We start from the raw sequence: 12187 nt of genomic DNA on the forward strand, positions 1-12187 counted from the left end.
GCTCTCCGTGCGGCCCCTTCCCCGCGGCACTCCTTCCCCGCGGCACTCCTCCGTTCCGTGCGGGCCCTCCGGAGCCCTCACCCGGGCCCCGTTTATTCGCCCACCCGTGCGAGTTCTTCCTGCTAGCTTCACTCCCGTGCCGAAGCTGAATCAGATCATCGCCGTGGAAAAGGGCGTCAAGTCCAAGTCCGCCCAGGAGCTGGCGCGGGCCCAGCAGGAGATCCAGAAGCCTGTCCTGCTCGCCGGGCTGTCCCGCACCTACCAGCCCAAGGACGAGGAGGGCGAGCAGTTCCCGCCCGAGTCGGCCCGGGTCCAGGTCAAGGCCGAGGACCTGCTGCGGAGCGCCGCCACGAGCCTCACCCGCCTCTTCGACGTGACCGCCGCGAAGGACTGGGCCAACACCGCCACCACCGCCGACGTGTTGGTCGAGGGCCGTACCCTGCTGGCCGGTGTCCCGGTGCCGTACCTGCTGTTCCTGGAGAAGCAGCTCGGCGAACTGCACGCCTTCGTCCGCCGGTTGCCGGTGCTGGACGCGGCCGAGTCCTGGTCCCAGGACCCGTCCACGGACACCTGGAAGACGGAGCCGGTGCGCACCGTCCGTACGAAGAAGGTGCCGCGCAACCACGTGAAGGCGGAGGCCACCGAGCAGCACCCGGCGCAGGTCGAGGTGTACTACGAGGACATCGCGATCGGCTACTGGACGACCGTCAAGTTCTCCGGGGCGCTGCCCGCCCGCCGGGTCAACGAGCTGCTGGAGCGTGTCGAACGGCTCCAGGAAGCGGTGAAGTTCGCCCGCGAGGAGGCCAACGCCTTCGAGGTCACCGACCAGCGCGTCGGCGAGGCCGTGTTCGGCTACCTGCTCGCCGGTTCCTGAGCCCGCGCCCCGTCCGGCCCGCCCGCCGCGGCGCCGGGCACCGGTCCCGCCGTACCGTGAACGGCCCTAATACGCCCTCCGTTTGAGCGCGGAGGGTGCGCGCCGAGTGCGCGCGAAAAGCTGAATCAGAACGTGAAACTGACGAGGTGGAGCCGGACGCACCGGACCCGCCGCTCAAGTTCAGACTCTCGCTCCAGACTCAGCATGCGCCACCGCACACCGCCCGCCCAGGCCCGGCCCGCACCGGCAGATGTGGGTTCGAATCCCGTCCGTGCCTCTCGTGGCACGGTAGCTCAACGGAAGAGCGTGCCGGTCTCAGCCTGACCCGGTGCCTTCCAGGGGCGGCCGTGCACCCAGGTGGCAAACGAGGGGCCCGGGAAACTGGATACCGTTCCCGGGCCCCGTCACCACCGCGGGGCCTCCGCCAAGACCCCGCCGGCGGCCGCGATCAGCGCCTCGGCGCCAGTGCTCAGCGCTTCGGCGTCAGCACTTCGGCGCGTCAGCTCTTCGGCGTCAGCTCTTCGGCATCAGCACGGAGTCGACGATGTAGACGTTGGCGTTCGCCGTCTTCACGTTGCCGCAGACCACCTTCGCGGAGTCGTTGACCGTGAAGGACTCGCCCGAGCCCTTTGTCATGACCTTGCTCTTCTCCAGGGTGTCGAAGGAGCCGTTCTCCAGCTGCTTGGGCGTGACCCTCTGGCCCACCACGTGGTACGTGAGGACCTTGGTGAGCTGCGCCTTGTCGGCGAGGAGCTTGTCGAGGTCGGCCTTCGGGACCTTGGCGAAGGCGTCGTTGCTGGGCGCGAAGACGGTGATGTCCTTCGCGTTGTTCAGCGTGTCCACCAGACCGGCCTTCTTGACGGCGGTGACCAGCGTCGACAGCGCCGGGTTGTTCGAGGCGGCCGTCGCGACCGGGTCCTTCTGCATGCCGTTGAAGGAGCCCGCGCCGTTCTTCGGCACCGAGGAACACGCCGGGCCGAAGGGCTCGTCCGCGTTCATGCCGTTGTTCCCGCTCGCCTCGTCCTTCGGCATGTCCGAGGCCGGCTTCTCCGCGGCCGACGAGGACTTCGACGCCGAGGCGTTGCTGTCGCTGTCGTCCGAGCAGGCCGTCAGCGCCACCGGGAGAACCGTCGCGGCGAGCACGGCGATCGCGGTGCGGCGGAAGGCCGAGCCGCGCAGGACGGTCTTACGGGTGGTGGTGTTCATGTCTTCTGCTCCTGTTGACGGACCACGCGCGACGATTCGGCACGTGGTGCGATGGGGGGGACCCGGCTCCAGGGAGTGGAACGCGGTGTCCGTGGGAGGTGCGTACGTGTTCGGGGGTGGTGAGGAAGGGCCGGGGTACGGCCGTGGTGGCGGGGGCGTCAGTCGACGGTGACCACCACCGAGTGGCGTCCGCTCGCGCCGTCCGGGACGGTCCCGGTGCGCTTGGTGGTCTGGGTGGTGCCGCTCGCGTCGGTCGCGCGCACCGTGAGGGTGTGGCCGCCGGGGGTCGCCCGCCACGGCCACGACCACTGGCGCCACGTGTCCTTCGTGTCCTCGGCCGCGAGGTCGGCGCGCCGCCAGGGACCGTCGTCGACCTGGACCTCGACCTTCTCGATGCCCCGGTGCTGCGCCCAGGCCACTCCGGCGACCACGACGGTGCCCCGCTTGGGCCGCCCGAAGGGCTTGGGGGTGTCGATCCTGGCCTGCGTCTTGATCGGGGCCTGCTTCGCCCAGCTCCGCTTGACCCAGTACGGGTCGTAGGAGTCGAAGGTCGTCAGCTCCAGGTCCTCGATCCACTTGCAGGCCGAGACGTAGCCGTACAGGCCGGGGACGAGCATGCGGACCGGGAACCCGTGCGCGAAGGGCAGCGGTTCGCCGTTCATGCCGAGCGCGAGCATCGCGTCCCGGCCGTCCATGACGGTCTCGACGGGCGAGCCGAGCGTCATGCCGTCCACCGAGCGGGCCACGAGCTGGTCCGCCTTCCCGCCGCGTGAGGGCGGCCGCACCCCGGCCTCCCGCAGGATCGGGGCCAGCGGTACGCCGATCCAGCGGGCGTTGCCGACGTAGGGCCCGCCGACCTCGTTGGACACGCAGGTCAGCGTGATGTCCCGTTCGATCAGCTCGCGCCGCAGCAGGTCCTGGAAGGACAGCGTGAGCGGGCCGCGCACCCCTTCGCCGTGCACCCGCAGCCGCCAGGTGTCCGCGTTGACCTTGGGCACCACGAGCGCGGTGTCCACGCGGTAGAAGTCGGCGTTGGGCGTCGTGAAGGGGCTGAGTCCGGGCACGCGCAGGCGGGCGCCGGCCGGGACGGGCCGGGCCGCCGACCGCGGACGCGGCAGCCGTACGGCCTTGCGGGAGGCGACCGCGTCGGCGCTGCCCGCCCCGCTCAGCGCCCGGCCCGCCGCACCGGCGCCCGTGGACACGGCGGCGGCGGAGGTCGCGAGGAGGACGAAGCGGCGCCGGTCCCAGGCGGGGGCCCCGGCGGGACCCCCGCCCGCGTCCGGCGCGTCCGTCCCGTACGTCCCGTCCGGCGTGTCCGTCCCCTCCGGCCCCTCACTGTTCGTCCGGTCCCCGGGAGCATCCTCATTCCCCCGGGGACCGGCGGGCGCGGTGGCGCCCCGGGCGCGCCACCGGCCGAGCGGTCCCATCAGTACGTACAGCAGGACCGCTCCCGCCACCGCCCCCACCAGGGACGGCAGCGTGTCGGTGAAGCCCTCCGAGTCCGGGCGGCTCAGCGCCGCCGCCGCGCCCACCACGCCGAACAGCAGGACCCCGGCCGCCCCGGTCCGCCGGAAGCGGGTCGCGAAGGCGCCGAGGACCACGGCGAACAGGGTGAGCACGGCGAGGATGCCGAGCTGGAGGACCAGTTTGTCGTTGGTGCCGAAATGCCGGATCGCCCAGTCCTTGACCTCGACCGGGGTCCGGTCGACTGCGGCACCGCCCACCGCGACGACGGGACCCGCCTGGGGCCGTACCGCCGCCGCGACGAGTTCCGCGAGCGCGAGCGCCGCGTAGCCGGACAGCACGCCGCCCAGCGCCCCCAGCGCGAGCCGCGGCAGGCGGCGGGGCAGGCGGCGCGGGGGGCGGGGCGCCGCCTGCTTCCGGGTGTGGGCTGTTTCCTGGGTCACGCGGGGTATCCGGCGTCACGCCCGTCGCGGATTGGTCCCGGATCGCGGACTCACCCGTTCGTGGGAAACCCGTGGAAAAACCGGCGGAAGAGCGCACCGGCCACCCATCCGCGGCCCGTTCGGCTCCGTATCCCTCATGACGGTTGCGGCGGGAGGAGCCCATGATGCGACATGACGGGACAGAACGGACAGTGCGCGAGGCCGACTTGACCGGCGGCGGGCACGGCGGGCACCGGGAGGCGCGAGCGTCCGCCGTGATCGGCGCCGGCGTCGCGGGACTCACCGCCGCGCACCTGCTCGCCAAGTCCCGTCCCGTGGACCTGTACGAGGCGCAGGACCGGCTCGGCGGGCACGCGCACACGCACGAGGTGACGGACTCCTCGGGGCTGCCGCTGCGCGTGGACTCCGGCTTCATCGTCCACAACCGCCGCACCTACCCGAACCTGTTGCGCCTCTTCTCCGAACTCGGCGTGCAGACGCAGGAGTCGGAGATGAGCATGTCGGTGCGGTGCGAGGGCTGCGGACTGGAGTACGCGGGGGCGCGCGGCCTGCCGGGCCTGTTCGCGCGGCCCGGCAACGCGCTGCGCCCCGGCTACCTGCGGCTGCTGCGCGAGGTCCCCGCCTTCCACCGCGCGGCCCGCGCCCTGCTGGCCGCCCCGGAACCCGCCCCGGGGCCGGACGGCGAGGAGACGACCCTCGGCCGCTTCCTGGCGCGCCACCGCTTCTCCCGTTACTTCGTCACCCACTTCATGACGCCGCTGGTCGCCGCCGTGTGGTCCTGCGACGGCCGCACCGCGCTGCGCTACCCGGCCCGTTACCTGTTCCGCTTCCTCGACCACCACGGGATGCTGTCGGTGACCGGGGCGCCCACCTGGCGCACGGTGAGCGGCGGTTCGCGCGAGTACGTCGACCTCGTCGCCAAACGCGTGGACCGGGTCCGCACCGGTACGCCCGTGCGCGCGCTGCGCCGGCACGCCGACGGCGTCGACGTGACCGCCGAGGACGGCACGACGCGCACGTACCGGTCGGTGGTCCTCGCGACCCACCCCGACCAGGCGCTGCGCCTGCTCACCGACCCGACGGACGCGGAACGCGCGGCGCTCGGCGCCTTCACGTACTCCCGCAACCCGACGCTCTTGCACGGCGACACCTCGCTCCTGCCGCGCGCGCCGCGCGCCCGCGCCTCCTGGAACTACCTCCTGCCCTCGTGCGCGGCGCCCGCCGACCGGGTCCGCATCAGCTACGACATGAACCGGCTGCAACGCCTGCGCACCCGGGACCCCTACCTCGTGACCCTCAACGGCGAGGACCTGATCGACCCCGCGACCGTCCACGCCCGCATGGTCTACGAACACCCCGTGTTCACCCCCGAGTCGGTCGCCGCCCAGCGCCTCCTGCCCCGGCTCAACGGACCGCGCCTCGCCTTCGCCGGGGCCTACCACGGCTGGGGCTTCCACGAGGACGGCTGCCGCGCCGGGGTCGAGGCGGCGCGCGCCCAGGGAGCGGACTGGTGAGGCGCCGCGCCCCGGAACGCGCGGGCCCGGCCCGGACGCCCGCGCTCTACCCCTGCACCGTCCGCCACATCCGCACCAGGCCCTTCCGCTACGGGCTGCGGCACCGCACCTACATGTGGCTCATCGACCCGGACCGGCCGCCCGTACTGCCGCGCCCGCTGCGCCCGCTGGCCCGCTTCGAGGCGCGCGACCACTTCGGCGGGACCGCCCCCGGCCTGCGCGCGGGCCTCGACCGCTTCCTCGCCGCGCACGGCGTCGACCTGGAGGGCGGCCGCGTCGTGATGCTCGCGCACGCCCGCGTCCTGGGCCACGTCTTCAACCCGCTGACCCTGTACTGGTGTCACGACCCCGCGGGCGCGCCGGTCTGTGTCGTCGCCGAGGTCCACAACACGTACGGGGAGCGCCACAGCTACCTGTTGCGGCCCGACGAGGCCGGAGTGGCCCGTACCGCCAAGGAGTTCTACGTCTCGCCGTTCTTCCCGGTGGACGGCGACTACCGGATGCGGCTGCCGGTACCCGGGCAGCGGCTGGAGCTGTCGGTGCGCCTGGAGCGCGAGGGCGGCCGCCCGTTCACCGCGACCGTCCAGGGGCACCGCGTCCCGGCCACGCCCCGGGCCCTCGTCCGGGCCGCCGTACGCCACCCCTGGCCGACCCTCGCGGTGTCGGCCGCGATCCGGGTGCACGGCATCCGGCTGTACCTGCGGGGGCTGCCCGTCCGGCGCCGGCCCCGCCACCACCCCCAGGAGGGAATGCAGTGACCGCCCCGACCACCCCGCCCCGGCCCGAGCCGAGCACGGCCGGCGCCCGGCCGTACCGGGCGACCGTCCCCGCGCCGGCGGGCCCCACCGGCGCGGAACGCGCGTTCTCCGCGCGCGCCGGACGCCCCGACCCGGTGTACGCGCGCGACGTGCGCGAGCGGGTCGACGCGGACCGCTGGCCGGACGTCGCGGCCGTCCCCGACGCCTCCGCCGCCCGCACGGCGGTCACCCGGCGCGTCCTGCGGCACGCGCTGGACCGGCTGCCGCTCCTGGTCCGCTTCCCGGACGGGACCCGGCTCGGCCTCGGCGGGCCCCTCGTCGACGTGCACGATCCGGTGGCCTTCCACCGCAGGATCGGCCGCTCCGGGCTCATCGGCTTCGGCGAGTCCTACATGGCGGGCGAGTGGGACGCCCCCGATCTGGTGGCCGCGCTCACCGTCCTCGCCTCACACGCCGCCGCCCTCGTCCCCGCCCCGCTCCAGGCGCTGCGCGGACTGTGGGCGCCCAGGCACCCCAAGGAGCAGCGCGGCACCCCGGACGGGGCCAGGGAGAACATCGGCGCCCACTACGACCTGTCCAACGACCTGTTCGCGCTGTTCCTCGACGAGACGCTCACGTACTCCTCGGCCGTCTTCCGTTCGCTGCCCGCGAACTGGGAGCGGATGGCCCCGGCGCAGCGCCTCAAGATCGACCGGCTGCTCGACCTCGCCCGGGTCGGCGAGGGCACCCGGGTCCTGGAGATCGGCACCGGCTGGGGCGAACTGGCCCTGCGCGCCGCCGCCCGCGGCGCCCACGTCACCTCGCTGACCCTCTCCGCCGAACAGCGCGACCTCGCCCGCGCACGTATCGCGGAGGCGGGCCTCACCGACCGGGTCAGCGTCGAACTGCGCGACTACCGCGAGGCGGCCGGCACGTACGACGCGGTGCTGAGCGTCGAGATGATCGAGGCGGTCGGCGCCGAGTTCTGGCCCGTCTACTTCGAGACGATCGACGCGCGCCTCGCGCCGGGCGGCCGGGCCGCGCTCCAGGCCATCACGATGCCGGACGACCGGCTGCGGGCGAGCCGCGACACCTTCACGTGGATACAGAAGTACGTCTTCCCCGGCGGCCTCATCCCCTCCACGCGGGCCATCGAGTCGGTCACCGCCTCCCACACCTCCCTGCGCCTGACCCGCAGGGACGGCTACGGCGCGCACTACGCGGAGACCCTGCGGCTGTGGCGGGAACGCTTCACCGACCGCTCCGCGCACGTCGGCGCCCTCGGCTTCGACGCGACCTTCCGCCGCCTGTGGACCTTCTACCTCGCGTACTCCGAGGCCGGGTTCCGCTCCGGCTACCTCGACGTCCAGCAGTACCTGTTCACGAAGGACGCGGGGCGCACGGGCGGCGCCCCGCGCGAGGCCGCCCCGTCCGCCGCCGACCGCGCCACCACCGCCGAGGGAGACTCCGCACGATGACCCCGCCCAGCCCCGCCCTGCTCAGCCCCGCCGGCCGTACCGGGGCGGCCGGCCGTCTCGCCGGGCTCGTCGAGGACGTCCTCGGCGGTCCTCCGCCACTGCGGCTGCGCGCGTGGGACGGCAGCGAGACGACGGGCCCGGCCGGCGCCCCGCTCGTCGTGATCCGCTCCCGCCGCGCGCTGCGCCGCCTGTTGTGGCAGCCCGGCGAACTCGGCCTCGCGCAGGCGTACGTCACCGGCGAGATCGACGTCGAGGGCGACCTCGCCGGGGCGCTGCGCGCCATGTGGACGGCCGTCCGCGAACACACCGTGAAAGCGCCGGAGTTCGGCGTACGCGACCGGCTGCGCGCCGTCGGCGTCGCGGCCGGGCTCGGCGCGGTCGGCCCCCGGCCCGCACCGCCCGCGAGCCAGGCCAGGCTGCGCGGCGCGCTGCACAGCCGCTCCCGGGACCGGGCCGCGATCAGCCACCACTACGACCTGTCGAACGACTTCTACCGGCTGCTGCTCGACGAGACGATGGCCTACTCCTGCGGCTACTGGAACGGCGGGCCGGAGCAGACCCCGGCCGAATCGCAGTACGCGAAACTGGAGCTGATCTGCCGCAAGCTGGCCCTGCGTCCCGGCTCCCGCCTGCTGGACATCGGCTGCGGCTGGGGCTCGCTCACGCTGTACGCCGCCGAACGGCACGGCGCCCGCGTCACCGCCGTCACCCTCGCCCGCGAACAGGCCGCCTACGTACGGGAACAGGTCGGGGTACGCGGGCTCGGCGATCTGGTGACGGTGGCCTGCGCGGACTACCGGGACGTCGAGCCCGGCCCGCATGGCGGCCACGACGCGCTGTCCACGATCGAGATGGGGGAGCACGTCGGGGACGCCGAGTACCCGGCCTTCGCGCGCCGCCTGCACCGCCTCGTCCGCCCCGGCGGCCGGGTCCTCGTCCAGCAGATGTCACGCGGTGCGAAGGCGCCGGGCGGCGGCGCCTTCATCGAGGCGTACATCGCCCCGGACATGCACATGCGGCCCCTCGGTGACACGGTGAACCTGCTGTCAGGCGCCGGACTGGAGGTCCGCTCCGTACACGCCCTGCGCGAGCACTACGTCCGCACGGTCGACGCCTGGCGCCGGACGCTGGAGGAGCGCTGGGGCGAGTTCACCGCGCTCGTCGGCGAGGAGACCGCGCGGGTGTGGCGCCTGTATCTGGTCGGCGGCGCGCTCGCCTTCGAGGAGAACCGCATGGGCGTCGACCAGATCCTGTGCGAACGCCCCGCCGGACCGGCGGCGGCCGCCACCCCCGCACCGGACGCGGACGCGTGAACGCCTTCCCCTGGGGGGAGTTCGCGCGCGGCCTCGCCCCGGCGGCGGGCGCGGCGGCCCTCGTGATGGGCGTGACGTACCAGATCGCGCGCCGCAAGGGCGTGCACCGGATCGTGGACTCCGCGTGGGGCGCGGGCTTCGCGGCGGTCGCCCTCGTGTCCTGGGCGCTGTCCACGGGCCTGGGCACCCGGGGCGACGCGGCCCGCGCGACCCTGGCCGCCGCGCTCACCCTCGTGTGGGGGCTGCGCCTCGCGGTCCACATCGGACGGCGCGGACGCGGCCGCGGCGAGGACCCGCGCTACGAGAAGATGCTGTCCGGGGCCCCGCGGGGCACCTCGCGCGACCAGTACGCGCTGCGCGTCGTCTACCTCCCGCAGGGCGCCCTGGTGTGGCTCGTGTCGCTGCCGGTGCAGGCCGCGATGTACGTACGCGGCCCGCTCGGCGCCACCGACGGGTGCGCCGTCGCGCTGTGGGCGCTCGGCCTGGCCTTCGAGGCGGTCGGCGACGCGCAGATGGCCCGCTTCAAGGCCGGCCCGGCGCACCGGGGCCGGATGATGGACCGGGGCCTTTGGGCCTGGACCAGGCACCCGAACTACTTCGGCGACTTCTGCGTGTGGTGGGGCCTGTTCCTGTTCACGGTCACCGCTCCCGGCCCGGCGGGCGCGGTCCTCGTGGCCCCGCTCCTCATGAGCTACCTGCTGGTCTTCGGCAGCGGAAAGGCGCTGCTGGAACGCTCCATGTCCCGGCGCGAGGGCTGGGACCACTACGCCTCCCGCACGAGCGGCTTCCTCCCGTGGCCACCGGGAGTGTGGCCGAAAAGGGAGCCGCCGGAGGGTAGTTGAGAGGGGGCGGGCCGGCCTGACCCGGCCGGTCCGCCCCTGCCCCGCTCAGGCGGGCAGCGCCATCAGGGCGACCGGGTCGGAGGTCGGTGCCTTCGACCCCCCGGCGGGCTCCACGGTCACGCCCATCCCGGAGGCGCCGGCGACGGACCCGTCCATGAGCACCGTCCCCGAGCCGTGTCCGGCGCCGAGCAGACCGGCCGGGCGCATCGTCCCGCCCACGTCGAACCACAGCTGGTACGTCTTGCCCGGCGGCGGCTTCGGCAGTCCGGCCGCCGCGAACACGGCCCCGTCCGCCTTCCGCGACACGACGACGGTGGCCCGGCCGCCGCCCTTGATCCCGGCGGTCCTCGCCTTCGCGTCGGGCGCGGAGAGCACGGCGGTCAGCCGCGCGTTCAGGTCCCGCGCCTCGCGGGCCTCCAGCCGCGCCTCGTCCGCCCGCTGGTGCTGCCAGACGGCGGTCCCGCCGAGAGCGGCGGCGGCGGCGAGGCACGCGGCGAGCGCCCAGCGCCCGAGCCGGCGCCCCCGTACCTGCCGGGTCCCGCGCGGCCGGCCCACCCGCGCGGTGTGCGGGGCCTCCTGCCGTACGTCGGCGATCCGGGCGAGCACCGCCTCCCTGAGGGCGGGCGGCGGCGGGACGGAGACGGCCAGACCGAGCCGCGCGGCGGTCTCGGTGAACTCCCGCACCTCCTCGGCACAGGACGCGCAGTGCGCGAGGTGGCGCTCGAACTCGGCGCGCTCCTCGTCGCCGAGGGCGTGCAGGGCGTAGGCCCCGGTCAGGACGTGGCTGTCGACGGCGGTCATCACACACTCACCCCAAGGCAGTCGCGCAGGCGGATCAGACCGTCCCGCAGCCGGGTCTTGACGGTCCCGAGCGGCAGCGTGAGCAGCTCGGCGACCTCCCGGTAGGTCAGGCCCCTGTAGTAGGCGAGGGTCACGGACTCCCGCTGGCGTTCGGTGAGCGTACGCAGACAGCGCCGCACCTGCTCCTGTTCGAGCCGGGTCTCGACCTGCTCGGTCACCTCGTCGTAGGCGCGCGTGCGGTCGAGCAGTCCGGCCCGCCGCTCCCGCGCGGCGGACGCCTCGACCGAGCGGACCCGGTCGACGGCGCGGCGGTGCGCGAGCGTCAGCACCCAGTTCATGGCGGAGCCGAGGTCCTCGCGGAAACGGGCGGCGGTACGCCACATCTCGACCAGCACCTCCTGGGCGACCTCCTCGGACTGCGCCCGGTCGCGCAGCACGCTGCGCACGACGCCGAGCACCGGCCCGGCGACCGCCTCGTAGACGGAGGCGAACGCGTCCTGATCGCCGAGCGCGACCTGCCGCATCAGCTCCTCCAGACGCGGCGCCGCCGCCGGATGGGGTCCGATGTACACGGGTTCTTTCACGCGGCGATCCTCCACGACGTCCTGGGCACCCCGTTCATGACCGGTTGCTCACCGGTACGGGATGGATACGGAGCCGGGAGGCGGGCGGATTGGTGTGCGAGCCGGACGGACACCGGAGAACACCGCACCGCACGGCGGCGGGAACAGCGTGCTCACAGCGGCCGGGACAGCGCGCTCACGGCGGCGCGTGACACGCGTGGCCTTCACAGGCAGGGGACTCCCCTCGCGGCCCCCTGCCCGTGTTTTTTCGAGTTAACAGTGACGTAGAGTGTTTGCGCAAGCCCGATTCCGGGGTCGGGGCCTGCCGGTTCCCGCAGGGGTGCGGGCGGGAAGGGGGAACGGGGTGGCCGTGGACGAGCCCGCGCCGCAGCTCAGCACACTGCGCGCCAAGGTCGAATACATGATCGAAAAAACCTTTCCCGGGGAGCGGGTCTCGGGCCGGTTCTTCGCGGAACGGGTGCGGGAGCGCGGCGGCTCCCTCTCCCACAGCTACTTCTCCAACATCCTCGCCGGGAAGGTCACCCACCCCTCCGAGGAGATCCTGAAGGCCCTCGGCCTCGGATTCGGCGTGGACTGGCGCTTCTTCAAGGAGGAGTCCGAGGTCGTCGACGACGTCGTGGCGGGCCTCCACTTCCTGGCCCGCCGGAGGGCCTGGGACGTGACGGGCATCGCCGCGCGCGGGGCGAGCGACGGACTCTCCCCGGAACTCCTGGAGTTCGCGATCGGCCTGCTGACCGAGGCCAGGGACAAGGACCCGGGCACGGCGGCGGAGCGGGACGCGACCGGGACGCCGGGCGGGCACGCAACCGGGGCGGCTCGCGGGCACGCGGACGGGACGCCGGAGGGCACCCCCGCGATCCCCGACCGCGCGGACGGCTGAGCACGATGCGCGGGCGGGAAGGCCGCGAAGACCGCGAAGGCCGGAACGAGC

Annotated in this window: 11 protein-coding genes; 7 read left to right on the plus strand and 4 right to left on the minus strand. The window is 74.0% G+C overall.

The features are described from left to right. The first annotated feature begins 136 nt into the window (after positions 1–136). Complete coding sequence (locus ACFYMP_RS22775) at positions 137–874, plus strand: hypothetical protein (RefSeq protein ID WP_388860631.1); 738 nt, start codon at positions 137–139, stop codon at positions 872–874. A 513-nt stretch (positions 875–1387) separates the two neighbouring features. Here ACFYMP_RS22775 and ACFYMP_RS22780 read toward each other — a convergent pair. Both ACFYMP_RS22780 and ACFYMP_RS22785 read right to left on the minus strand, forming a co-directional pair. Then, on the minus strand, positions 1388–2080 hold the full coding sequence (locus ACFYMP_RS22780) for a fasciclin domain-containing protein (protein WP_388860634.1): 693 nt from the start codon (positions 2078–2080) through the stop codon (positions 1388–1390). A gap of 158 nt (positions 2081–2238) precedes the next feature. After that, positions 2239–3930, minus strand: a complete 1692-nt coding sequence (locus ACFYMP_RS22785; protein WP_388860918.1) for a molybdopterin-dependent oxidoreductase — start codon at positions 3928–3930, stop codon at positions 2239–2241. A 218-nt stretch (positions 3931–4148) separates the two neighbouring features. Between ACFYMP_RS22785 and ACFYMP_RS22790 the strand changes: the two genes are divergently transcribed. The 5 genes from ACFYMP_RS22790 to ACFYMP_RS22810 all read left to right on the plus strand — a co-directional run bounded on the left by ACFYMP_RS22790 (position 4149) and on the right by ACFYMP_RS22810 (position 9871). After that, the gene (locus tag ACFYMP_RS22790; protein ID WP_388860637.1) at positions 4149–5501 is read left to right on the plus strand and encodes an NAD(P)/FAD-dependent oxidoreductase; all 1353 of its coding nucleotides are present in this window, start codon (positions 4149–4151) and stop codon (positions 5499–5501) included. Next, entirely contained in the window at positions 5498–6259 is a 762-nt protein-coding gene (locus ACFYMP_RS22795; protein WP_388860640.1) for a DUF1365 domain-containing protein, read from the plus strand. The genes ACFYMP_RS22790 and ACFYMP_RS22795 overlap by 4 nt, the downstream gene beginning before the upstream one ends. Before the next feature lie 134 nt (positions 6260–6393). Continuing rightward, the gene (locus ACFYMP_RS22800) at positions 6394–7716 is read left to right on the plus strand and encodes a class I SAM-dependent methyltransferase (RefSeq protein ID WP_388860921.1); all 1323 of its coding nucleotides are present in this window, start codon (positions 6394–6396) and stop codon (positions 7714–7716) included. After that, the gene (locus ACFYMP_RS22805) at positions 7713–9029 is read left to right on the plus strand and encodes a class I SAM-dependent methyltransferase (RefSeq protein ID WP_388860643.1); all 1317 of its coding nucleotides are present in this window, start codon (positions 7713–7715) and stop codon (positions 9027–9029) included. The genes ACFYMP_RS22800 and ACFYMP_RS22805 overlap by 4 nt, the downstream gene beginning before the upstream one ends. Then, positions 9026–9871, plus strand: coding sequence for a DUF1295 domain-containing protein (locus ACFYMP_RS22810; RefSeq protein WP_388860646.1), 846 nt, complete (start codon positions 9026–9028; stop codon positions 9869–9871). The genes ACFYMP_RS22805 and ACFYMP_RS22810 overlap by 4 nt, the downstream gene beginning before the upstream one ends. Positions 9872–9916: 45 nt before the next feature. On the opposite strand, the gene ACFYMP_RS22815 is transcribed toward ACFYMP_RS22810, so the two are convergent. Together ACFYMP_RS22815 and ACFYMP_RS22820 are read right to left on the minus strand one after the other, a co-directional pair. Continuing rightward, positions 9917–10672, minus strand: a complete 756-nt coding sequence (locus ACFYMP_RS22815) for an anti-sigma factor domain-containing protein (protein ID WP_388860649.1) — start codon at positions 10670–10672, stop codon at positions 9917–9919. Next, the gene (locus ACFYMP_RS22820) at positions 10672–11256 is read right to left on the minus strand and encodes a sigma-70 family RNA polymerase sigma factor (RefSeq protein WP_388860651.1); all 585 of its coding nucleotides are present in this window, start codon (positions 11254–11256) and stop codon (positions 10672–10674) included. Before ACFYMP_RS22820 ends, ACFYMP_RS22815 begins: the two co-directional genes overlap by 1 nt. A gap of 400 nt (positions 11257–11656) precedes the next feature. Here ACFYMP_RS22820 and ACFYMP_RS22825 point away from each other — a divergent pair, with 400 nt between their 5' ends. Then, positions 11657–12136 carry a hypothetical protein gene (locus ACFYMP_RS22825; RefSeq protein WP_388860924.1) on the plus strand — a complete coding sequence of 160 codons (480 nt, stop codon included), beginning with the start codon at positions 11657–11659 and terminating at the stop codon, positions 12134–12136. The last annotated feature ends 51 nt before the right edge of the window (positions 12137–12187 follow it).

This window comes from Streptomyces sp. NPDC007088, from assembly GCF_042869355.1.
In the GTDB taxonomy this organism is placed as follows: domain Bacteria; phylum Actinomycetota; class Actinomycetes; order Streptomycetales; family Streptomycetaceae; genus Streptomyces.

Excerpts from the sequence above, each read along its gene's own strand:
- ACFYMP_RS22780 (WP_388860634.1), bottom strand. The coding sequence starts at position 2,080 with ATGAACACCACCACCCGTAAGACCGTCCTGCGCGGCTCGGCCTTCCGC.
- ACFYMP_RS22805 (WP_388860643.1), top strand. The coding sequence starts at position 7,713 with ATGACCCCGCCCAGCCCCGCCCTGCTCAGCCCCGCCGGCCGTACCGGG.
- ACFYMP_RS22790 (WP_388860637.1), top strand. The coding sequence starts at position 4,149 with ATGATGCGACATGACGGGACAGAACGGACAGTGCGCGAGGCCGACTTG.
- ACFYMP_RS22815 (WP_388860649.1), bottom strand. The coding sequence starts at position 10,672 with ATGACCGCCGTCGACAGCCACGTCCTGACCGGGGCCTACGCCCTGCAC.
- ACFYMP_RS22825 (WP_388860924.1), top strand. The coding sequence starts at position 11,657 with ATGATCGAAAAAACCTTTCCCGGGGAGCGGGTCTCGGGCCGGTTCTTC.